This is a genomic window from Aurantimonas sp. (assembly GCF_964217435.1).
GTDB classification, from domain to species: Bacteria; Pseudomonadota; Alphaproteobacteria; order Rhizobiales; family Rhizobiaceae; genus Aurantimonas; species Aurantimonas coralicida.
This window is the reverse complement of record NZ_CAXPJM010000030.1, coordinates 23,279-43,274: the sequence shown is the minus strand read 5'-3', so window position 1 is coordinate 43,274 and position 19,996 is coordinate 23,279. Positions and strand designations below refer to the sequence as shown.

Annotated in this window: 22 protein-coding genes; 12 read left to right on the top strand and 10 right to left on the bottom strand. The window is 68.9% G+C overall.

The features are described 5' to 3' along the window. Nucleotides 1–193 precede the first annotated feature (193 nt). From ACEQX1_RS12905 to ACEQX1_RS12895, 3 genes are all read left to right on the top strand, one after another. Nucleotides 194–2,281, top strand: a complete 2,088-nt coding sequence (locus ACEQX1_RS12905) for a PatA/PatG family cyanobactin maturation protease (RefSeq protein ID WP_370195776.1) — start codon at nt 194–196, stop codon at nt 2,279–2,281. Between the two features lie 101 nt (nt 2,282–2,382). Continuing rightward, a complete protein-coding gene (locus ACEQX1_RS12900) occupies nt 2,383–2,517 on the top strand; it encodes a hypothetical protein (RefSeq protein WP_370195775.1) in 135 nt (44 codons plus the stop codon). A 524-nt stretch (nt 2,518–3,041) separates the two neighbouring features. After that, on the top strand, nt 3,042–3,239 hold the full coding sequence (locus ACEQX1_RS12895) for a hypothetical protein (protein ID WP_060576971.1): 198 nt from the start codon (nt 3,042–3,044) through the stop codon (nt 3,237–3,239). A gap of 24 nt (nt 3,240–3,263) precedes the next feature. Here the strand turns inward: ACEQX1_RS12895 and pip are convergent, their stop codons facing one another. Both pip and cysS read right to left on the bottom strand, forming a co-directional pair. Beyond that, nucleotides 3,264–4,229 carry a prolyl aminopeptidase gene (pip, locus tag ACEQX1_RS12890; protein WP_210315360.1) on the bottom strand — a complete coding sequence of 322 codons (966 nt, stop codon included), beginning with the start codon at nt 4,227–4,229 and terminating at the stop codon, nt 3,264–3,266. Nucleotides 4,230–5,019: 790 nt separating this feature from the next. Continuing rightward, entirely contained in the window at nt 5,020–6,504 is a 1,485-nt protein-coding gene (cysS, locus tag ACEQX1_RS12885; protein WP_370196897.1) for a cysteine--tRNA ligase, read from the bottom strand. 339 nt (nt 6,505–6,843) lie between these two features. On the opposite strand from cysS, the gene ACEQX1_RS12880 reads away from it, so the two are divergent. After that, the gene (locus ACEQX1_RS12880; protein ID WP_187392246.1) at nt 6,844–7,032 is read left to right on the top strand and encodes a hypothetical protein; all 189 of its coding nucleotides are present in this window, start codon (nt 6,844–6,846) and stop codon (nt 7,030–7,032) included. A gap of 17 nt (nt 7,033–7,049) precedes the next feature. Here the strand turns inward: ACEQX1_RS12880 and ACEQX1_RS12875 are convergent, their stop codons facing one another. Genes ACEQX1_RS12875 through ACEQX1_RS12865 form a run of 3 tightly spaced genes read right to left on the bottom strand, consistent with a single transcriptional unit; the run spans nt 7,050 to nt 9,508 of the window. After that, entirely contained in the window at nt 7,050–7,664 is a 615-nt protein-coding gene (locus ACEQX1_RS12875) for a LysE/ArgO family amino acid transporter (protein WP_370194555.1), read from the bottom strand. A gap of 44 nt (nt 7,665–7,708) precedes the next feature. After that, nucleotides 7,709–8,746: a M42 family metallopeptidase gene (locus tag ACEQX1_RS12870; protein WP_370194552.1), complete on the bottom strand. Its 1,038-nt coding sequence runs from the start codon at nt 8,744–8,746 to the stop codon at nt 7,709–7,711. A 24-nt stretch (nt 8,747–8,770) separates the two neighbouring features. Next, on the bottom strand, nt 8,771–9,508 hold the full coding sequence (locus ACEQX1_RS12865; RefSeq protein ID WP_370194554.1) for an SOS response-associated peptidase: 738 nt from the start codon (nt 9,506–9,508) through the stop codon (nt 8,771–8,773). An 83-nt stretch (nt 9,509–9,591) separates the two neighbouring features. Between ACEQX1_RS12865 and ACEQX1_RS12860 the strand changes: the two genes are divergently transcribed. The 4 genes from ACEQX1_RS12860 (at nt 9,592) to ACEQX1_RS12845 (ending at nt 11,922) form a co-directional block, all read left to right on the top strand. Further along, nucleotides 9,592–10,020, top strand: a complete 429-nt coding sequence (locus tag ACEQX1_RS12860) for an NUDIX domain-containing protein (RefSeq protein WP_370196896.1) — start codon at nt 9,592–9,594, stop codon at nt 10,018–10,020. Between the two features lie 121 nt (nt 10,021–10,141). Beyond that, nucleotides 10,142–10,579 carry a TIGR02301 family protein gene (locus ACEQX1_RS12855; protein WP_370194550.1) on the top strand — a complete coding sequence of 146 codons (438 nt, stop codon included), beginning with the start codon at nt 10,142–10,144 and terminating at the stop codon, nt 10,577–10,579. Nucleotides 10,580–10,683: 104 nt separating this feature from the next. After that, the gene (locus ACEQX1_RS12850) at nt 10,684–10,944 is read left to right on the top strand and encodes a hypothetical protein (protein ID WP_035694394.1); all 261 of its coding nucleotides are present in this window, start codon (nt 10,684–10,686) and stop codon (nt 10,942–10,944) included. Between the two features lie 66 nt (nt 10,945–11,010). Beyond that, on the top strand, nt 11,011–11,922 hold the full coding sequence (locus tag ACEQX1_RS12845; RefSeq protein ID WP_370196895.1) for a hypothetical protein: 912 nt from the start codon (nt 11,011–11,013) through the stop codon (nt 11,920–11,922). 21 nt (nt 11,923–11,943) lie between these two features. Here ACEQX1_RS12845 and ACEQX1_RS12840 read toward each other — a convergent pair whose 3' ends face one another. After that, nucleotides 11,944–12,483 (bottom strand): ankyrin repeat domain-containing protein, encoded by a 540-nt coding sequence (locus ACEQX1_RS12840; protein ID WP_370196894.1) that lies wholly within the window; start codon nt 12,481–12,483, stop codon nt 11,944–11,946. A 95-nt stretch (nt 12,484–12,578) separates the two neighbouring features. Then, a complete protein-coding gene (locus ACEQX1_RS12835; RefSeq protein ID WP_370196893.1) occupies nt 12,579–13,943 on the bottom strand; it encodes a dihydroorotase in 1,365 nt (454 codons plus the stop codon). A 74-nt stretch (nt 13,944–14,017) separates the two neighbouring features. Between ACEQX1_RS12835 and ACEQX1_RS12830 the strand changes: the two genes are divergently transcribed. From ACEQX1_RS12830 to ACEQX1_RS12820, 3 genes are read left to right on the top strand one after another with little or no spacing between them, the layout of a single operon-like run. Further along, nucleotides 14,018–14,884: a folate-binding protein YgfZ gene (locus ACEQX1_RS12830; protein ID WP_370193950.1), complete on the top strand. Its 867-nt coding sequence runs from the start codon at nt 14,018–14,020 to the stop codon at nt 14,882–14,884. Continuing rightward, nucleotides 14,881–15,534 carry a YfbR-like 5'-deoxynucleotidase gene (locus ACEQX1_RS12825; protein WP_370193949.1) on the top strand — a complete coding sequence of 218 codons (654 nt, stop codon included), beginning with the start codon at nt 14,881–14,883 and terminating at the stop codon, nt 15,532–15,534. The genes ACEQX1_RS12830 and ACEQX1_RS12825 overlap by 4 nt, the downstream gene beginning before the upstream one ends. Before the next feature lie 32 nt (nt 15,535–15,566). Further along, nucleotides 15,567–16,082, top strand: a complete 516-nt coding sequence (locus ACEQX1_RS12820) for a tyrosine phosphatase family protein (protein ID WP_370193948.1) — start codon at nt 15,567–15,569, stop codon at nt 16,080–16,082. 16 nt (nt 16,083–16,098) lie between these two features. Here the strand turns inward: ACEQX1_RS12820 and panB are convergent, their stop codons facing one another. After that, nucleotides 16,099–16,917 carry a 3-methyl-2-oxobutanoate hydroxymethyltransferase gene (gene panB / locus ACEQX1_RS12815; protein ID WP_370193947.1) on the bottom strand — a complete coding sequence of 273 codons (819 nt, stop codon included), beginning with the start codon at nt 16,915–16,917 and terminating at the stop codon, nt 16,099–16,101. Then, the gene (gene panC / locus ACEQX1_RS12810) at nt 16,914–17,795 is read right to left on the bottom strand and encodes a pantoate--beta-alanine ligase (RefSeq protein ID WP_370193946.1); all 882 of its coding nucleotides are present in this window, start codon (nt 17,793–17,795) and stop codon (nt 16,914–16,916) included. The genes panB and panC overlap by 4 nt, the downstream gene beginning before the upstream one ends. A 192-nt stretch (nt 17,796–17,987) precedes the next feature. Here panC and ACEQX1_RS12805 point away from each other — a divergent pair, with 192 nt between their 5' ends. Beyond that, complete coding sequence (locus ACEQX1_RS12805) at nt 17,988–19,226, top strand: MFS transporter (protein ID WP_370196892.1); 1,239 nt, start codon at nt 17,988–17,990, stop codon at nt 19,224–19,226. Nucleotides 19,227–19,245: 19 nt separating this feature from the next. On the opposite strand, the gene recO is transcribed toward ACEQX1_RS12805, so the two are convergent. Beyond that, nucleotides 19,246–19,977 (bottom strand): DNA repair protein RecO, encoded by a 732-nt coding sequence (gene recO / locus ACEQX1_RS12800; protein WP_009208957.1) that lies wholly within the window; start codon nt 19,975–19,977, stop codon nt 19,246–19,248. Between the last annotated feature and the right edge of the window lie 19 nt (nt 19,978–19,996).

Here is a 19,996-nt window from a genome sequence, read left to right as displayed (position 1 = left end):
TCCTTATCGTTCCGTCCGGCGCCCGAACGCGCCGCCACGAGGATAGACCCGCGCCCGCGCGTCTCCAACAGGCAGGTGCCAAGTGTGATCCGCCTCCAATTGCAACCCATGGAAGAAAACAGACTTGCCCTCCTAGGTTGCATATGCAATGTTACGTAACGTAATAATTGTATCGGATGGGAGGGGGAACGGCATGTCCGACATATCGACCCTCCTCGACACGCTCGGCCCCTGCGACCCGACCCTGCGCATCGGCGTGGTGGACGGCACGCCCGACCTCGCCATCCCCGCCCTCGCCGATGCGCGGCTCGACCTGGAGCCCACGATGCGCATTGCCGAGGCGCACGGGCCGGACGCCCATGGCACCGAGATCTGCAGCGTGCTGTTCGACCGCGAGGGCGGCCTGGCCCGCGGCTGCAGCGGTCTCATCCTGCCGGTGTTCTTCCCCGATCCGCGCCCCGCCTACATGGCGCCCCGCGCCACCCAGACCGACATCGCGCGCGGGATCTACATGGCGGTCGAGCGCGGCGTCGCGATCGTCAACATCAGTGCCGGCCAGCTGTCCTCGACGCCCGAGGCCTCGCGCCATCTCGAGGACGCGCTGGATCTGTGCGAGCGCAAGGGCATCCTCGTCGTGGCCGCCACCGGCAATGACGGCTGCGCCTGCCTGCATGTCCCGGCCGCCGTCGCCAGCGTTCTGGCGGTCGGCGCGATGGATGCGGCGGGCCGGCCGCTGCAGAGCTCCAATTTCGGCGCGAGCTACGGCGCCAACGGCATCCTGGCGCCCGGCGCGGGCCTGACCGTCTCCAGCCTGCGCGGCGAACGCGTCCAGCGCAGCGGCTCGAGCTTCGCCACCGCGGTGGTCACCGGGGTCGCCGCACGGCTGCTGTCGGCCGCCCGGCGCGCCGGCAGGTCCCTCGGCCCGCTCGTCATCCGCCGGATCCTCATCGAGACCGCCCGCCCCTGCGATCCGCAGGCCGATGGCGAGTGTGCGCGGGTTCTCGCCGGACGGCTCGACGTTCGGGGAGCGATCGAACGCCTTCGTCAGACACTGGAGCCGGAGCTGGAGGGGGCGGTTTTCCTCCCGCGATCCGGGAACGACCAAGCTGGGAGAGAGCCAATGATCAGGGAAACCCTATCCGTCAGCCCGTCCGCGGCGACCATGTCCCCGCCCGGGCGATCCGGCATCGCCGGCGCCGTCCTTCAGTCCGATTGCGGCTGTGGCTGCGGCGGCAAGAAGCAGGCGGCGCAGCAGGAACTGGCCGCCGGCGCGATGGCCGACGCGGACGAGTTCGACGAGGACATGCTCACCGCGGGCGACGATGGCGGGGATGACGACGACGGCGACGATGATGTGGACGTCGCAGGCGCCATGCAGTCGGCCCGGCCGGTCCGGCGGCGGCGCGGCGCGCTGGCAGAGGCCCGCGAGGTCCGTCAGTCGAGCGTGACGCAGCAGGGCTGCGGTTGCGGCGGCGCGGCCAAGGAGCCGCAGAAGGTCTATGCCATCGGCTCGGTCTGGTTCGATTTCGGCAACGAGCCGCGGTACGACGCCATCGTCCAGCGCATGGGCGACCCCGTCGCCGCCAACACGCCGGCGGCCCTGATCGACATGCTGAAGAACGATCTGTCCTTTGCCACCGGCATCACCTTCATCCTGATGCAGGAACAGATCCCGATCTACGCGATCACGCCGGCCGGCCCCTTCGCCCAGGAGGTCTATGCCGACCTGCTCGACGCCATGCAGACCAGCCTCGACAACACCGGCGATTTGCAGCGCGTCGCGATCCCGGGCTTCGTCCACGGTTCGACGCGGCTGATGAACGGCCAGATCCTGCCGGTGATCTATCCCGACCCGCGCGGCATGAGCAAATGGAAGCCGATGGAACTGGTCAACGCCGCCAAGGCCGCGATCGGCGAGGAGAGCGTCAGCGACGACGCGATCTTCAACTTCCTCGTGCGCACCTATGACGAATTGCGCAATCTGGGCATCAGCCCCGAGGACCGGGCGATCAACTTCGCCGCCACCAATGCCTATCAGGGCGCCAGCGTCTTTGCCGACGGCATGAATCGCGGGCTCGAGCTCTACAGCATCACCGTCGCGCGCAGTCCGATCTGCCGGCCGGATTCCGATTGCTGGGATGTGCAGGTGACGATGTTCGACGCCGAGAACGAGCGGCGCGCCGCCCGCGTCTACCGCTTCACGGTGGATGTCAGCGAGGTCCTGCCCGTCACCGTCGGCGCCGGCCGCAACTGGAGCGTCCCGCTCAGCGCGTTGACGTGACCCGAGCCCATCCGCCGGGTCTGCCTGCGCGCGCCCGGCGGTTCCCGGCGTCGGCGCATGATGTGCCGGCGCCAGTTCCGCGAACCTGAAGGAGAACCAACATGAGACGACCGATCCAGGCTCCGCCCGTCCAGCGCCATGGCAGCGGCCTGACACATCTCTCGGGCACGGTCAGCCAGTCCGGCTGCTGCGTGCGCGTCGCCGGGATCTGCATCGCCAGTTCCCCGATCTGCTGAACGGGCCGGATCATCCGGCCCGCATCGGAAGACCGCCCGGCCTGAAAGACCCGCCGGTCGGTCTCAACGGGATGGGCGTCGTGCGACAGGCGCGCCGGCCATCCGGACATGTCAACGACCCACAGCCAGTCACCAACAGGGAGAAGTCATCATGAGATCCCCCATGCAAGCGGCTCCGGTCATGCGCGGAGCGACCCTCGTCTCGGATTCGGGCGGCGTCGGCCAATCCTTCAGCTGGAGCTGCCTGCTGAAATGCGGCAGCAAGCTCATCCGCTGCGCTCCGCAGTGCATTCCGAATCCCCTGAACCCCGGCTGCATCAGCTGTCTCGGTTCGTCGTTCAACACCTGCAAGAATTGCTTCTGACGACACCGGCGACCGCCGGCCCATCCGACCGGGCCGGCGGTCGCCCCGCAACGCACGATCCGCGTTGCACAAACGGACCCCACGGTCCGAGACTCGCCGCGTGCTTCGCCTCTTGCGAGCGCGCCCCCGCATGATCCCCTTCGACAGGGAGGCTCAGACGATGGACATGCCCCGTCAGGCGAAGCCCCAGCCTCGCAATTTCATGCAGGAACTCGTCGGCCGGCAATGGGCGCCGACGGCCGAGGACCGCAGCGTGCCCGAAGCGCTGCGCCTGGAGGAGACCACCAGGCCGAAGCGCCGTCGCAAGAAGGCGGACGGCGCGTGCCTGCGCCAGCTCATGACCTTTTCGGTCGGCTGAGGCACACCGCCCCCGCCGGCAGGGTCACAATTCCCTTGCGAAGCGCTCCGTCGCCTTCAGGAGTTCGTTCAGGATGCCCGGCTCGGCGAAGGCGTGGCCGGCGCCCTCGACCATGCGATAATCCGCCCGCACCCAGGCCTGGGCCAGCTGCCAGGAGGTGATCGCCGGCGTGACGACATCGTAGCGCCCCTGCACGATGACCCCCGGAATGTCGGCGAGCCGGCCGGCGTCGCGGATCAGCTGCCCCTCCTCCAGCCACAGATCATGGTAGAAATAATGGTTCTCCAGCCGGGCGAAGGCGATCGTCGCGTCCGAGACATGGCCGCCGGACGCCGGCTCGCCACCCGGCGCGGTCCGCAGCATGACCGTCGCCGATTCCCAGCCGGTCCAGGCCCGCGCTGCCTCGGCCCGCACCGCCCGGTCCGGGTCGGTCAGGCGCTTGCGATAGGCCGCGATGATGTCGTCCTGCTCATTCGCCGGGATCGGCCCCAGCAGGTTTTCCCAGCGGTCGGGAAACAAGCGGTTGGCGCCGCCGTCATAGAACCAGTCGAGCTCGGCTCGCCGGCCGGAAAAGATGCCGCGCAGGATCAGCCCCGAGACCCTTTCCGGATAGGTCTCGGCATAGGTGAGCGCCAGCGTCGCCCCCCAGGAGCCGCCGAACATCAGCCAGCGCTCGACGCCGATCAGCTCGCGCAGCCGCTCCAGATCGGCGACCAGATGCCAGGTGGTGTTGCCCTCCAGCTCGCCGAGCGGGGTCGAGCGACCGCAACCGCGCTGGTCGAACAGCAGGATGCGGTAGCGTTCCGGATCGAACAGCCGCCGGTGCTGGGGCGACGCCCCGCTGCCGGGCCCGCCATGCAGGAACACCACCGGGATGCCGCGCGGATTGCCGCACAATTCGTAATACAGCTCGTGCCCGTCACCGACGGCAAGGCGTCCGGTTTCATAGGGCTCGATGGCGGGATAGGGCTTGCGCGTTGGTTCACTCATTCCCTGCCTTGTAGGGCAGACAACCCCGCTTGGCATCGGGACACACCGATGAATTCTCCACGAGCGACGGGGAAGCGCCGACTGCCGAGCTGGCTGCGACGCACCGCTGCCGTAACGTCATGCCCGGCGGCTCCGCGACACCCAACCGCCACCGCCAAGGGCGCCAACCTCCAAGCTGCGTCATCCTCGGGCTCCGACCCGAGGACCCATGCCAAATCGCTTCCACCACCGCCACGGCAACGGGCGCCCCTCCCCAACCGCCGCAACGTGCGCGATGCCGAGGCATGGGTCCTCGGGTCAAGCCCGAGTATGACGCCGTGGGGGGATGAGCGCCGTGGATGCCGGGCAGGCGCTGATGGGTATGCGCAGCGGATGAATGGCAGGCGTTGGTTGGGTTTGCGCAGAGGGTAACTGGCAGGCGTGATGGTGGCCCTTGAATGGTTGATCGACACAGACGCCCGCACTGAACTGCCCGCAGCTCAGCCAGCCCCCGCCCTCGCCACAAAGGGCGCCGACCTCCCAAGCTGCGTCATCCTCGGGCTTCGACCCGAGGACCCATGCCAAACCGTTCCCACCGCCGCCACGATAACGGGCGCCTCTCCCCGACCGCCGCGACGTGGCGATGCCGAGGCATGGGTCCTCGGGCCAAGCCCGAGGATGACGCCGTGGGTGGGGTGAGTGTCGTGGATGGATAGCAAGCGGTAATGGTAGCGCGTTGAATGGATAGCCGGCGCAGTCGCCAGCTAGCGGGTCCCTGCACCCCAGGCGCCGCGCCGCGCCCCCGCCGCCGCTAGCGCTTCATCTCCCAGGTGGTGATGCGCTCGCCGGTGTCGGGGTCCTTGCCGTCCTTGAGCTGGATGCCCTCGGCGAGCAGCTCGTCGCGGATGCGGTCGGCCTCGGCGAAGTTCTTCGCCCGCAGGAGATCGAGGCGCTCGGCGATCCGGGCGGCGATGGCGTCCGCCGGCACCGGCGCGGCCAGGTCCGACGTCGCGGCGAGATAGCCGGCCACGTCGATGCCGATCAAATCGAGGCAGGCGCGCAGCGCGGCCGGGTCGCCCTTGCGCAGCGCGTGCAGTTCGGCGATGGCGGCGGCACTCGCCAGATCGTCGGACAGGGCGGCGAGGAAACGTTCGCTCGGCGCGGAGGGCGCGACCTCGGCCACGGCCCGCGCCCAGCCGGCCAGCGCCTCCTCGGCCTCCTCCAGGCGCTTCACCGAGAAGTCGATCGGCTCGCGATACTGGGTCATCAGCATGGCCAGCCGCAGCACGGCGCCCGGCCAGGACCGCCGGCCGAACCGTTTCGTGTGCAGGAGGTCGTGAATGGTGACGAAATTGCCGTCCGACTTCGACATCTTGCGGCCCTCCAGCTGGAGGTAGCCATTGTGCATCCAGACCTGCGCCATCGCCGCGGTGCCGTGGGCGCAGCGGGACTGGGCGATCTCGTTCTCGTGATGCGGGAAGATCAGGTCGAGTCCGCCGCCATGGATGTCGAAGGTCTGGCCGAGATAGGCCTCGCTCATCGCCGAGCATTCGATATGCCAGCCGGGACGGCCTTTCGGCGTGCCGGTGCGGCCCGCGGCCTCCCAGGCCTCGCGGCCCCAGGGCGCTTCCCAGCCGGGCTCGCCGCGTGAGGACAGCTTCCACAAGACGAAATCGCCCGGATTGCGCTTGTGGCCTTCGACGGCGATGCGCGCGCCGGCCCGCTGCTCGTCCAGCCTGCGGTTCGACAGCTGGCCGTAATCGGCCATCGAGGTGACGTCGAACAGCACTTCGCCGCCCGCCTCGTAGGCATGGCCCTTCTCGATCAGCGTGGCGATCATCGACACCATGTCGTGGCCGTCGCTGCGCCCGGTGACGAAATCGGTCGCCCGCGGCTCGTGACCGGGCGGCAGGCAGCCGAGCGCCGCAACGTCGGCGTGGAACTGGTCGGCCGTCGCCTGCGTGACCTTCGCGATCGCCGCGTTCAGCGGCAGGTCCGGATAGTCTCGCGCCGCCCGCCGGTTGATCTTGTCGTCGACGTCCGTGATGTTGCGCACATAGGTGACATGATCGGCGCCGTAGAGATGGCGCAGCAGCCGGTAGAGCACGTCGAAGACGATCACCGGCCGGGCGTTGCCGATATGGGCGTAGTCGTAGACGGTCGGCCCGCAGACATACATGCGTACATGCCGGTCGGCCTCGGCCTTCCCCGGATCCTGCCAGTCGAGCGGCCGGAACTCCTCCTTGGCGCGCTTCATGGTGTTCCAGAGCGTCAGCCCCCGAAAGCCGTCGTCCATCACTCGTCCCCGGTCGTCTGCGTGGTTGCGGAGGCTCTCGCTAACGCCATTCGGCCCGGCTGACAAATCGCGGCGGAGGGCCACGCCGATGAACCCCACGATTCATGACAGTCCGACATGCGGATTGATCGAAAACACCCGGCGCAATTTTCGTTCGCCAAGGGCACCAAACCGGAAATATTCCAATTGCTTGGAACCCTTCCATTGTGTCGCGATTGCCACTGTGAGACCCAAACGCAAGCGACGCCCCGAGGTTTTTGTTTCGGTTCAGAGTTCGCCGCTAATCTGGCGCAATCGGGGTCATTGGTTGCGGTCCCATCCAGCCGACGAGACATGGCAATGAGCAGCAGCAACAGTATCGAATTTCGTTCCAAGAGCGAGCGTGAGCGCGACATCCATCTGGAGCGCAATTACCGCGAAATCGGCAACCGCGCGATTGCCGCGGCGAGCCAGTCCTGCTGCAAGCAGAAGCGCGTCGAGACGCGCCGGGACAGCTACGCCGGCGCCGACCTGACCGCCGCCCACTAGGGCGACGGACGCGGACCTCAGAGATCCGCGCTCATCAGCAGCGTGATGGACAGGAGCGCCATCACGGCGGCGATCGAAACGTCCAGGATCCGCCATGCGGCGGGTCTGACGAAGACGGGCGCAAGCAGCCGCGCACCGTAGCCCAGTGCCACGAACCACACCGCCGAGGCGATCATCGCCCCGCCGGCATAGGCCGTGCGCTCACTGGCGTCGGCATAGTGGGCCGACAGGCTGCCCAGCAGCACCACCGTGTCCAGATAGACATGCGGGTTGAGGAAGGTCAGCCCGAGCACCACGCCGATCGCGGCCCGCCGGCTCATCAGCCGTGCGCCACGGACCGCCATCGCGTCCGGATGGAATGCCCGGCGTAGCGCCAGCACCGCATAGACGGCAAGGAAGGCCGCACCGCCCAGCGTCACCAGCCGGACGATCTCCGGCGCACCGGTGATCAGCGTGCCGAGCCCGGCGACGCCGGCGGCGATCAGCGCCGCATCCGCCAGCGTGCAGACCAGCACCACCGCCAGCACGTGGTTGCGCGCCAGCCCGCGCTCAAGCACGAAGGCGTTCTGCGCCCCGATCGCCACGATCAGGCCGAGACCCAGCGCAAAGCCCCGCGCCCCGGCCGCAAGCAGTTCCATTCAGCTATCCGTCACCGATCGAGAGCAGGACAGCCGCCTCAATGGGCGGCGATGAACGCGGTCAGGATTTCGCGCGCTGCGAGAAGGTCGCGCTTGTCGATCATCTCGGCCACCGTGTGGATGTAGCGCGTGCCGACGGCGATGCCGACCGCCCGGGCTCCCGAGGCCGCCTGCTGGACGGCGGCGCCGTCCTGCCCGCCGCGGGCAAGGATGGTGCGCTGGAAGGCGATGTCCTTGGAGCGCGCCAGCGCCTCGATCTCGCGCACGAGGTCGATGTCGGCGATGAAGGACCCATCCTTCAGATGCAGGCCGAAGCCCTTGCCCTGCACCGTCGTGCGGTCCTTTTCCGGCACGCCCGGCGTGTCGCAGGCGAGCGTCGTGTCGACGCCGATGCCGATGTCCGGCTGCACGCCGAAGGCCGCCGTCTTGGCGCCGCGCAGGCCGACTTCCTCCTGGGCGGTGAAGGCGACCGTCAGTTCGCAATCATGGGTCTCGCCGGCCTCGACAAGCTTGCGCACGGCTTCCAGGCCGAGCCAGCAGGCGATGCGGTTGTCCAGCGCCTTGGAGACGATCTTCTCGCCCATCTCCTCGAAGGGCTCGTTCATCACCACGAAGTCGCCGACCTGCACCATGTCCTTGGTCGCCGCGCCATGGCCGATATCGACGAAGAACTCGTTCGGCTCCGGCATCTTCTTGCGCTCTTCGGCCGACTGGATGTGGATCGGCTTGCCCTCGGCATTCATCACGCCCTTGAAGTCGCCGTCGTCGGTGCAGACGAGGACGCGGCGCGAGAACAGGTTGCGCGGATCGAAGCCGCCGACCGGGTCGATGTGGATGAAGCCCTTGTCGGTGACGTGGCTGACGAGGAAGCCGATCTCGTCCATGTGACAGAGCAGCATGACCTTCTTCGGGGTCTCGCCCTTGCCCTTGCGGGTGCAGATCAGCGAGCCGAGCGTATCGACGCGGATCTCGTCGAACAGGCCCTCCGCCTCTTTGGTGATCAGGTCGCGCACGCGGTGTTCGCGGCCCGGCACGCCGGGGGTTTCGCACAGACGCTTCAGAAGATCGGTGTTCACGGGGCTATCGTCCTGTTGGAAATGTCAGAAGAGCGAGGGCTGGATCGGGCCATCGGCCGGCTCCGATGCGGCCTCCACCGGCAACTGGATATCGGGGCCGGTATTGGCAACCTTGTTGACCTTGTCCGACACCCGCACCGGCTCGAAGAAATCGTCGTTCGCCGCGGTCAGAATATCGCCGACCGACACGGGATCGTGGGTGCGGCAGTCCAGCCAGCGGTCATGATCCTGTGGCAAGACGACGACCGGCATCCGGTCGTGGATCGGCGCGATGCCGGGATTGGCGGCCGTGGTCAGGATGGCGGCGGTGTCGATCTCGCTGCCGTCCGGCGCCAGATAGGTCTCCATCAGCCCGGCAAAGGCGAAGGGCCGGCCGTCCGCCGGACGCAGGAAATACGGTTCGGACTTCGCCTTCCCCTGCCGGCGCCATTCGTAGAAGCCGGTCGCCGGCACGAGGCAGCGCCGGTAGCGCATGGCGCCGCGAAAGGCGTTCTTCTCGCTCGCGGTCTCGGCGCGGGCGTTGATCAGCAGCGGAAACGCCTTCACATCCTTGACCCAGGACGGGATCAGGCCCCATCGCACGATCAGCGCCGTGCGGTTCGGCAGATTCGCACCGGGCCGCTCGGGCTGGCCGCCGATGGCGATCAGGATCGGCTGGGTCGGCGCGATGTTGTAGCGTGGCGGAAACGGATCGAGCTCCGCCAGCGCCAGCAGCGCGGCGACGTCGTCCGGGGGTGCCGTGAGAGTGAAACGTCCGCACATGCCGGCTGTTGAGCCGTAGCGCCAGCGTCCTGTCAAGCGGGTCGCGGCCGATCCGGCAGGCGGAGCGAAGAGGAACGTTGCCCATGCCAGAGACCAGCCCCCGTCCGATTCTCGGCGTCTCCTGCGGCCTCGTCGCCGAGGACCGCCTGCTTCTGGTCGAACGCGGTCGTCCGCCCTTTGCCGGCAAGCTCAGCCTGCCCGGCGGCAAGCTGCGCTTCGGCGAAGCGGTCGCGACCGCCGCGCGGCGCGAACTGGCCGAGGAAACCGGTGCGGTGGCGGATAATCTCGCCTTCGTCACGCTGCACGAGGCGATCGATCCGGATTTCCACGCGGTGATCGCGGTTTTCGGCGGACGGCTGATGGCCGGCAGCGAACTGGCGGCGGCCGACGACGCCGCGGCACTGCACTGGCTGTCGCTCGCCGACATCGAGGCCGCCGACGCGGCGGGCCGCACGACGCCCGGTCTTTACGATGTCGCACGGAAGGTCCTCGCCACCTGCGCGGAAAACTGACACACCGGGGCAACGAACGGCGCGCGATTCCTGTTGCCCGAAAGGCGCAGGCGCGGGAGATAAGCGGCCGGGCATCGGACCGATCGTTGCAATTGTCTTAACGAAGGACGAAACATCGGCCATGCGTCGAATGATGATAGCCGCGACGGCCGCACTGGTGGTCTCTTTCGCCGGTTCCGTGGCGGGCGATCACCGGGCGCTGGCCCAGGAGAGCGCCCCGGCGGAGACCGCGCCGGAAGCTGCAGCGCCGCGGGGCGAGGCAGCATTCCTGAAGCCTCTCGGACGGCTGGCGTCGATCCTCGGCTCCATCCACTTCCTGCGGACCCTGTGCGGCGACACCGACGCGGCGATCTGGCGCCAGAAGATGGAAGAGCTGCTGGCCGAGCAGGCGCCGGGTGACGCCGACCGCCGCTATCTGATCGGCAGCTTCAACAGCGGCTACCGGGCGTTCGAATCGACCTATCGCGAATGCACCCCCGCCGCACGGGTCGCGGTGAACCGCTATCAGGGCGAAGGGGTCACTCTGGCACGCGAAATCAGTGCCAGATACGGAAATTAACCGATGATTAACGGTTCGGAAAAACGGCGAGACTGTTCGCGCCCGGATCGTGCTAGGACCTTAACGGGACGTGAAGCCGCATGGCTGGAATTGAGGGAATCGGAATGATCGATTTGCAGAGCGCCGAACTGGACGAAATGATCCAGGCCGAAAAGAAGCAAGTCGCATTCGAGTATCACAACGAAGCCTGGGCCGACGGCATCTCCGACGGCATCGAGGCCGAGATCCTTGCCGAGACCGCCATCGCCACCGCCCTCACCGAGCTGGTGCGCCGCCATGGCGAGGACGATGTCCTCGAAATGGTCGAGACCCTGCGCCAGCGCATCGAATATGGTGAATTCCGTCCCGACCGGATCATCCAGTAGTCTCTGCCCTCCCCGCGGTCCGGATATTTTACCGCACCCCATCGTCCAACGCAGCGGAGGTCCGTCGTGCCGACGCGCCTGACCCTTGCCCTCAGCACTGCTCTGTTCGCGCTGGCGACCCTCGTCGCCGGCGACGCGCTGGCGTTGTCGCAGATCGATCCCGTCGAGGGCCGCTCCGGCTCGCGTGAAGGCATCATCGCGGTGCCGCTGCCGCCGCTGACGGATGCGCCGATCAGCGAGACGGAGACCGGCCGCCCCCAGGGACCGGGCGAAGGCACCGATGCCGGCGAAGTGCCGCTGTCGCCCGAAGACGAGGTCGAGCCCGGCGACACAAGACCGGCGCCCGCCGAAGGGCCCGAGCGCCGGCGCGAACCGAGGCCCGCCGGCGAGGCGCCGGCCGATGCCACCGATCGTCCCGGCCCCGACACCCCGCGTCAGGACGGGGCGCGGGCAAGACCGGACGGCGCAACCACCAATTTCCAGGCCGAACGGGCGCCGAGCGCGGCCCTCGCCTCGGAAGTCGCCTATGGCGATGCCGGGCTGCCGCGCCCGGTCCGCGACCTGCGGGCCCGGCTCATCGCCGCGGCCAGAAGCGGCGAGATCGAGAAGCTCGCGCCCTATATCGAACGCGGCGACCACGGCACGGTCCTGTCCTTCGGCCAGGGCGGCGAGGACCCGATCGCCTTCCTGAAATCGGCCTCCGGCGACGGCGAAGGGATCGAGATCCTCGCCATCCTCCTGGAAGTGCTGCAGTCGGGCTATGCCCGGATGGAGCCGGACACCGACAACGAGATCTATGTCTGGCCCTATTTCACCCAGCAGCCGATGGATTCGCTGACCAAGCCGCAACTGGTCGAGCTGTTCGAGCTGGTGACCGCCGGCGACTACCGGAACATGCGCGAATTCGGCGCCTACAATTTCTACCGGGTCGGCATCTCGCCCGAGGGCCGGCTGGAATTCTTCGTCGCCGGCGACTGAGCCCCAGCGTTCCTGGCCGAACTAGCCGGCTTTCGCCGCCATCAGCCGTTCGAGCTGCGCCGCCGTCTCCTGCGCGCCCATCGCCTTGGCTGCGCCCAGCGCGTCGACGCCGTCCGCGGCGCGAGCCTCGAGATCGGCGCCGCGCTCCAGGAAATAATCGACCATCTCGGTGCGGTTGAACATCGCCGCCATCATCAGCGGCGTGCGCCCGTCCGGCCCGCTGCCGTTGACCGCGGCGCCATGGTCGAGCAGCAGCCGGGCGATCTCCGCCTCGCCCTTGAAGGCGGCGCCGGCCAGCGGCGTCTGGCCGCGATCGTTGACCAGCGACGGATCGGCACCGCGTTTCAGCAGCAGTTCGGTCAGCTCGACATGGCCGTGATAGCTCGCCAGCATCAGCAGGCTGTCGCCCTTCTCGTTGCGCAGATTGGGCGGCAGGCCCTTGTCGAGAAAATCGGCCATGGCGACGGCATCGCCGCCGCGCGCCGCCTGGAAGACCATGGCGGCCAGCGCCAGCGTCTCCTCGTCGAATTGTGGGGCGGGGCCGTTCGCCTCGTCCTGCATGGCCGTCTCCTTGATCCGTGGCGTCTGCAACGTGCGGACTTAGGAAGTCGCTGGCAGATGCCAAGCCATGGGACGACAGACGGCCGCCCTCCGCCTCAGCCCTGGCGGCCGAGCGGCGCCAGGGTCTCGACGAACTCCACAGGCTCGCCGGTCGACGGCGCGACGAGTTCGCCCTCCCACATTGCCCGCCGGCCGCGCACCAGCGTGCCCACCGGCCAGCCGGTGACCGCCTTGCCGTCATAGGGCGTCCATTGCGAGCGCGAGCCGATCCAGTCGTCGGTGATGGTGGCCTCGCGCTTGAGGTCCACGATGGTGAAGTCGGCGTCGTAGCCGAGCGCGATGCGCCCCTTGCGCGACAGGCCAAAGATCCGCTGCGGACCGGCCGAGGTCAGGTCGACGAAGCGGGCAAGCGACAGGCGGCCATTGGCGACATGGTCGAGCATGATCGGCACGAGGGTCTGCACGCCGGTCATGCCCGAAGGCGACTTCGGATAGATTGCGGCCTTTTCTTCCAGCGTGTGCGGCGCATGGTCGGAGCCGAGAACGTCGACGACGCCGGCCGCGATGCCGTGCCAGATGCCGTTGCGATGCCGCGCCTCGCGCACCGGCGGGTTCATCTGCAGCTTGGTGCCGAGCCGTCCGTAATCCTCGGCGCTCATGGTCAGGTGATGCGGCGTCGCCTCGCAGGTGACGTTGCGCTTGTGCCCGGCGAGATAGACGATCTCCTCGGCCGTCGAGATGTGCAGGACGTGAATGCGCGCGCCCACCTCCTCGGCGATGCCGACCAGCCGCTCGGTGCATTGCAGCGCCGCCACCTCGTCGCGCCAGACCGGATGCGAGGCGGGATCGCCCTCGACCCGCAGGTCGGCGCGGTCGCGCAGCCGGAACTCGTCCTCGGAATGGAAGGCGGCGCGGCGGCGGGTGCGGCGCAGGATCTCGCGCACGCCGTCATCGTCCTCGACCAGCAGCGAGCCGGTCGACGAGCCCATGAACACCTTGATGCCGGCCGCGCCCGGCAGCCGTTCCAGTTCGGCGACGTCGGCGGCGTTCTCGCGGGTGCCCCCGACCCAGAAGGCGAAGTCGCAATGCATCCGGTGGCGGCCGCGCGCCACCTTGTCGGCGAGGGCTTCCTCGCTGGTGGTCAGCGGATTGGTGTTCGGCATCTCGAAGACGCAGGTGACCCCGCCCAGCACCGCGGCGCGCGATCCGGTCTCCAGATCTTCCTTGTGGGTGGCGCCCGGCTCGCGGAAATGCACCTGGCTGTCGATGACGCCGGGCAGGATGTGCAGCCCGGTGCAGTCGATCACCTCGCCGGCCGAGGCGGCGTCCAGCGTGCCGATCGCGGCGATGCGCCCGCCGACGATGCCGACGTCGCGCTCACCGGCGCCGTCCTGGTTGACGACGATACCGCCCTTGAGAACCGTGTCGAAGGTCGCGGCGTTGCTGGCACTCGTTCCCATGGCGTCGTTCCGTGCTTGTCCCTCTGGAGTGCCCGGCTTACGTAAACAGGCAGGATCACACAAGCGAGCCGTCCATGCCCTATGCCCGCCTGCCGGAGCGCAGCCTCCTTGCCGTCACCGGGGAGGCCGCCCATCATTTTCTGCAGAACCTCGTCACCGCCGACCTCGACAGTCTGGCCGACGGCGAGATGCGCCCCTGCGCGCTGCTGACGCCGCAGGGCAAGATCCTGTTCGAATTCCTCATCGGCAAACAGGCCGACGGGCTGCGCATCGATGTGGCGACAAGCGCCGCCGCCGATCTGAAGAAGCGCCTGACCCTCTACCGCCTGCGCACCAAGATCGGCATCGAATCGCCCGACCTGCCGGTCCATGCGGTGTGGGAGGAGCCCGACCTCACCGCCGCCGAACTTCATGCCGATCGCCGTTTCCCCGAAGGGGAGATGGCGCGGCTCTACGGCACTCCGCCGGAGGGGCTCGCCGAGGCCTCCGCCGACGATTACCGCCTGCGCCGCATCCGCGCCGGCATCGCCGAGGCCGAGACCGACTATCCCGGCTCAGACGTCTTCCCCCATGACGTGCTGTTCGACCAGAATGGCGGCGTGTCCTTCCGCAAGGGCTGCTTCGTCGGCCAGGAGGTCGTCTCGCGCATGCAGCACCGCGGCACCGCGCGGCGCCGGCTGATGCTGCTGGCCGGCGAGCGGCATCTGACGCCCGGCTCCAACATCGAGGCCGGCGGCAAGACCATCGGCACCGTGCTGTCGGCCGACGGCAGCGAGGGCTTCGGCTTCCTGCGGATCGACCGGCTCGCCGGCGCCCTCTCGCGCGGCGAGGAATTGTCGGCGGACGGCGTGCCGGTGACGGCGACGATCCCGCCCTGGGCCGGCTTCGCCCTGCCCGAACCCGCCGGCGCCGATGGCGAGACCGCCGGAAGCGAGGCATGAGCCGCACCGACGCGAAACCGCAGCGCGTCTGGCAGCGCATGCTGTCGGGCCGCCGGCTCGACCTGCTCGATCCCTCCCCGCTCGACATCGAGATCGAGGACGTCGCCCATGGCCTGGCGCGTGTCGCCCGCTGGAACGGCCAGACCCGCGGCGATCACGCCTTTTCCGTCGCCCAGCATTCGCTGATCGTCGAGGCGATCGTCGCGCGCCGCGAGCCCGATCCGCGCTGGCGCCTTGCCGCGCTGCTGCATGACGGCCCGGAATATGTGATCGGCGACATGATCTCGCCCTTCAAGAGCGTCATGGGCGGCGACTACAAGCTGGTGGAAAAGCGCCTGCAGGCCGCGCTGCATCTGCGCTTCTCCCTGCCGGCGACGCTGCCCGCCGCCGTCGAGAAGGCGATCAAGGCCGCCGACCGGCTGTCGGCCTATCACGAGGCGACGCTGCTTGCCGGCTTCGACGAGCGCGAGGCGGCACAGCTCTTCGGCAAGCCCGGCGCGGCGCTGCTCGATGCCGCCGATTTCGCCCCCGTCCCGACCGCGGCGACCGAAGCCGCCTTCCTCAGGCGTTTCGCCGAACTCGACGCGGCGCTGGCCGTCGCCGCCGGCTCGGGCGAGCGGGCGCCGGCCAAAGCGTCGCGGCAGGGGTGACATCGGCGCATCCCGGCGCAATATGTGGGCCCATGTCCTATCTCGTCGTCTCGTCCCTCGCCGAACTGCCCGCCACGGTCGCCAGCCATGGCGCCCAGGATCTGGTCACGCTGATCAACGCCGACACGCGGGTCGACCGGCCGTCCGGCATCGCGCCGGACCGGCATCTGTTCCTCGGCTTCAACGACATCGCCGAGCCGATCGAGGGCCTGACGGCGCCGACCGTCGACCATCTCGACCAGTTGCTGGACTTCGGCACGCGCTGGCGCCGCGACACGCCATTGGCGGTGCATTGCTGGGCCGGGATCAGCCGCTCCACCGCCGCCGCCTATATCCTGGCGCTGTCGATCAATCCGGATCTTGAAGAAGAGGCGCTGGCGAACGAGCTGCGCAGGCGGGCACCGTCCGCCACCCCCAATCCGCGCCTCGTCGCCCTCGCCGACGACAAGCTGCAGCGCGGCGGCCGCATGGTCTCTGCCATCCGCGCCATCGGCCGCGGCGAAGACGCCTTTTCCGGCACACCCTTCATCTTGCCGCTGACGCTCTGATCGACGAGCGGCAGCGTCAGCCCCGCGGCTTGTAGACGTGGTCGCGGCCCGGGAAGCTGCGGCTGCGCACCTCGTCGGCATAGTCCGCGATGGCCTGGCTGGCGGCCTGGCCGAGCGCGCCGTAGCGCTTGACGAAGCGCGGCACGCGCGGCGTCAGGCCGAGCATGTCCTCCAAGACCAGGATCTGGCCGTCGCAGGCCGCCGAGGCGCCAATGCCGATGCTGGGCGCCGCGATCCCTGCCGTGATCGTCTCGGCCAGCGGCTCGACGATGCCTTCCAGCACCACGGCGAAGGCGCCGGCCTCGCTGACCGCCTTCGCGTCCGCGAGGATGCGGTCGCGGGCGGCGTCATCATGGCCCTGGCTGCGAAAGCCCCCCATGGCGTTCACCGCCTGGGGCGTCAGGCCGACATGGGCCATCACCGGAATGCCGCGCTCGACGAGGAAGGCGATGGTCGGCGCCATGTGCTGGCCGCCTTCCAGCTTGATCGCGCCGCAGCCGGTCTCCGCCATCACCGTCGCGGCCGAGCGGAAGGCTTCCTGGGGGCTCGCCTCGTAGCTGCCGAAGGGCATGTCGACGACGATCAGCGCCTTCTCTGTCGCAGACACCACGGCGCGGCCATGGGCAATCATCAGATCCAGCGAGGCGCCGAGGGTGGACGCCATGCCGTGCTCGACCATGGCGAGGCTGTCGCCCACCAGGATGAAATCCACATGCGGATCGACCAGAGCCGCCATGGTCGCGTTATAGGCCGTCAGGGCCACGATGGGGGTGGCGCCCTTGCGGCCGGCAATGGCGGGCGCCGTCAGGCGGGTCGTGCGAACCGGCGTGCTCATGCGGCCTTCCCTCCCGTTGCGCTCCCTTGCGCTTTCTCCGCGACGCGCTGGTCGATCAGGAGCACGTCGCCGAAGCGGGCGGTCACCAGAATCACCACCGGCCGGTCGTCGATCGCCGTCACCGCGTCGAGGCTTGCCGCGTCGCGAATGTCCAGCGAGGCGAGATCGGCGCGCGGTTCGGCGGCGATGATCTCCCGCATCGCGTCCAGCACCGGCTCCGGCTCGGCGGCACCGGCCCGCAGCAGCGCCTCGCCCCGGTCCAGCGCCCGCGCCAGCACCACGGCCGCATCGCGGTCCTCCGGCGTCAGCCGCACATTGCGCGACGACATCGCCAGTCCGTCGGCCTCGCGCACCGTCGGCACGCCGACAATGGCGACCGGCGAGGACAGGTCGGCGACCATGCGCCGGATCACGGTGAGCTGCTGGTAGTCCTTCTCGCCGAAATAGGCACGGTCCGGCTGGACGATGTTGAACAGCTTGGTGACCACCGTCGCGACGCCGCGGAAGTGCCCGGGCCGCGCCGCGCCGATCAGGATCTGGCCGAGCGGCGCGAGATCGACGGATGTCTGCAGGGGCTGCGGATACATCTCCGCCACCGTCGGCGCGAACACCTGGACGCCGGCGAACGCGGCCAGCTGCGCAAGGTCGCGCTCCAGATCGCGCGGATAGGCGTCGAGATCCTCGTTCGGCCCGAACTGGGTCGGGTTCACGAAGATCGTCACCACCACGGCGTCGTTCTCGGCGCAGGCCCGCTCGACGAGCTTCAGATGGCCGGCATGGAGATAACCCATGGTCGGCACCACGCCGACGCTCTCGCCCCGGGCCCGGCAATCCACCAGCGCCGCCCGCATCGATCCGATCTCGCTATGTACCTGCACGCAGTCCTCCCCACCGTCTGGCCGCGGCTTTTATCGTCTGCGGGGCGCGAGCGAAAGCCGTCGCAACCGGTTGCGGGACCGGACTTGTGGGCGACCGATCAGCGAGGGTGATCGCTGCGATCACGGAAACGCGGTTTCACGGGCGCTGCGCCGGGTCTAGTAATGGCGGCGAACCGATGCGGGGATGACGAGATGAGCGCGACGACAACGACCGCGAGCGCCGACCGGACGCCATGGCTGGCGATTGCCGCCGGCTGCCTGATCGCGCTCCTCACCTTCGGGCCGCGCTCGGCGATCGGCTTCTTCCAGATCCCGATGCTCACCGACAATGGCTGGAGCCGCGAGGATTTCGCCATCGCCATTGCCATCCAGAACCTGTTCTGGGGCGCCGGCCAGCCGCTGTTCGGCGCCATCGCCGACCGCTTCGGCACCGCCAAGGTGCTGGTCCTGTCCGGCTTCCTCTACGCCGCGGGCCTTGCCATCACCGCCGTCGCGCCGACGCCGCTCTGGCTGACCATCGGCTCGGGCGTCCTCGTCGGGCTGGGCGTCGCCGCAGGCTCCTTCGGCATCGTCCTTGCGGCCTTCGCACGGCGGGTCTCGGCCGAGCAGCGCTCCTTCGTCTTCGGCCTCGGCACCGCCGCCGGTTCCGCCGGCATGTTCGTCTTCGCGCCGCTCAGCCAGGGGCTGATCGACCGCTTCGGCTGGTCGGATTCGCTCCTGGTCCTGTCGGCGATGATGCTGCTGGTGCCGCTCTTCGCCTTTGCCCTGCGCGGCAACAGCCGGACGACGCGCGGCCATTCCAGCCTGGTGGCGGAGATCGAGCAGACCATGGGCGCGGCCCTGCGCGAGGCCTTCGCGACGAAGAGCTACGTCCTCCTGACCACCGGCTTCTTCGTCTGCGGCTTTCAGGTCGCCTTCATCACCGCCCACTTCCCCGCCTATCTCGCCGACAAGGCCATCGCCCCGGTCTGGGCGGTCACGGCGCTGGCGCTGATCGGCTTCTTCAACATCATCGGCTCGATCGCCTCGGGCCTGATCGGCCAGCGCTATTCCAAGCCGCATTTCCTGGCGCTGATCTATGTCGGCCGGTCGATCGCGGTGACGATCTTCCTGCTGACGCCGATCACGCCGCTGACGGTGGTGGTCTTCGCCGTGGTCATGGGCCTGTTGTGGCTGTCCACCGTGCCGCCGACCAACGCCCTCGTCGCGATCATGTTCGGCACCCGCTATCTCGGGCTCCTCGGCGGCCTCGTCTTCCTGTCCCACCAGATCGGCTCGTTCCTCGGCGTCTGGCTGGGCGGCTATCTCTATGCCGTCGCCGGCTCCTACGATCCGGTGTGGTGGCTCGGCGTCGGGCTGGGTCTCGTCGCGGCGCTGGTTCACTGGCCGATCCAAGAGGTGCCGGTGGTGCGGACGCCGGTTCCGGCCTGAGCCAGCCCCCCGGCCGCGACTAGGCGGCGACGCCGATCTTGCGCAGCGCCGACAGGAAGCCGGCGCGCGCATCCGGCACGTCGATCCCGCGCGGCTCGTAGACATGGCGGCCGAGGAAATAGCCGGTCAGGCGGTAACCCGCCGCCAGTGATTCCGCGTCGCTGGCCGTCGCGGCATCGGCGAGGAAGGCGGGCAATGTCAGCAGCTTGTCGTGCCACGGCGCGCCGGCGTCGCGGCTGACCGCCCGGCCGGTGCGCGGCGAGACATAGGCGAGGTCGTCGCGCTGGCCGGTGGCTGCGCAGCGCTCCAGATCGAGGCCGAAACCCAGCTCCTCCAGGAGCGCGATCTCGAAGCGCAGCATCAGTTCGGCGACGAGTTCGGGCCGGTCGAGGTGATCGACGATGATCTGCAGCCCGTCATAGAGCCGCGCATGGGGATCGCGCTCGGCCAGAAGCCGCAAATGCGCCGCGACGAGCTGCACGCCGTTCAGCCCGACGCCGGATTCCATCAGCCGGGCGGCGCGCAGTTCCAGCGGTTCGAGGACGAAGGCGCCCATATGCTCGTCGAGCCGGGCGCGCCAGTGGACGGCGACCGAATTGCCCGGCTGCAGCACCGGCTGCTGCTTGCGCGAACGCCCGCCCCGCACGAGGCCGAGATGCCGGCCCCGCGCGCGCGTCATCACCTCGGCGACGACACTGGTCTCGCCGAGGCGCCGCACGCCGAGCACGATCGCTTCCTCACGCCATTCCATGTCACATCAGCGCCGCAGC

Bases quoted from the DNA above. Each gene is read 5' to 3' on its own strand.
- ACEQX1_RS12805 (WP_370196892.1), top strand. From the start codon at position 17,988: ATGAGCGCGACGACAACGACCGCGAGCGCCGACCGGACGCCATGGCTG.
- ACEQX1_RS12905 (WP_370195776.1), top strand. From the start codon at position 194: ATGTCCGACATATCGACCCTCCTCGACACGCTCGGCCCCTGCGACCCG.
- ACEQX1_RS12820 (WP_370193948.1), top strand. From the start codon at position 15,567: ATGTCCTATCTCGTCGTCTCGTCCCTCGCCGAACTGCCCGCCACGGTC.
- ACEQX1_RS12880 (WP_187392246.1), top strand. From the start codon at position 6,844: ATGAGCAGCAGCAACAGTATCGAATTTCGTTCCAAGAGCGAGCGTGAG.
- recO (WP_009208957.1), bottom strand. From the start codon at position 19,977: ATGGAATGGCGTGAGGAAGCGATCGTGCTCGGCGTGCGGCGCCTCGGC.
- ACEQX1_RS12835 (WP_370196893.1), bottom strand. From the start codon at position 13,943: ATGGGAACGAGTGCCAGCAACGCCGCGACCTTCGACACGGTTCTCAAG.
- panB (WP_370193947.1), bottom strand. From the start codon at position 16,917: ATGAGCACGCCGGTTCGCACGACCCGCCTGACGGCGCCCGCCATTGCC.
- ACEQX1_RS12840 (WP_370196894.1), bottom strand. From the start codon at position 12,483: ATGCAGGACGAGGCGAACGGCCCCGCCCCACAATTCGACGAGGAGACG.
- ACEQX1_RS12895 (WP_060576971.1), top strand. From the start codon at position 3,042: ATGGACATGCCCCGTCAGGCGAAGCCCCAGCCTCGCAATTTCATGCAG.
- ACEQX1_RS12825 (WP_370193949.1), top strand. From the start codon at position 14,881: ATGAGCCGCACCGACGCGAAACCGCAGCGCGTCTGGCAGCGCATGCTG.
- cysS (WP_370196897.1), bottom strand. From the start codon at position 6,504: ATGGACGACGGCTTTCGGGGGCTGACGCTCTGGAACACCATGAAGCGC.
- ACEQX1_RS12900 (WP_370195775.1), top strand. From the start codon at position 2,383: ATGAGACGACCGATCCAGGCTCCGCCCGTCCAGCGCCATGGCAGCGGC.
- pip (WP_210315360.1), bottom strand. From the start codon at position 4,229: ATGAGTGAACCAACGCGCAAGCCCTATCCCGCCATCGAGCCCTATGAA.
- ACEQX1_RS12850 (WP_035694394.1), top strand. From the start codon at position 10,684: ATGATCGATTTGCAGAGCGCCGAACTGGACGAAATGATCCAGGCCGAA.
- ACEQX1_RS12865 (WP_370194554.1), bottom strand. From the start codon at position 9,508: ATGTGCGGACGTTTCACTCTCACGGCACCCCCGGACGACGTCGCCGCG.
- ACEQX1_RS12855 (WP_370194550.1), top strand. From the start codon at position 10,142: ATGCGTCGAATGATGATAGCCGCGACGGCCGCACTGGTGGTCTCTTTC.
- ACEQX1_RS12860 (WP_370196896.1), top strand. From the start codon at position 9,592: ATGCCAGAGACCAGCCCCCGTCCGATTCTCGGCGTCTCCTGCGGCCTC.
- ACEQX1_RS12830 (WP_370193950.1), top strand. From the start codon at position 14,018: ATGCCCTATGCCCGCCTGCCGGAGCGCAGCCTCCTTGCCGTCACCGGG.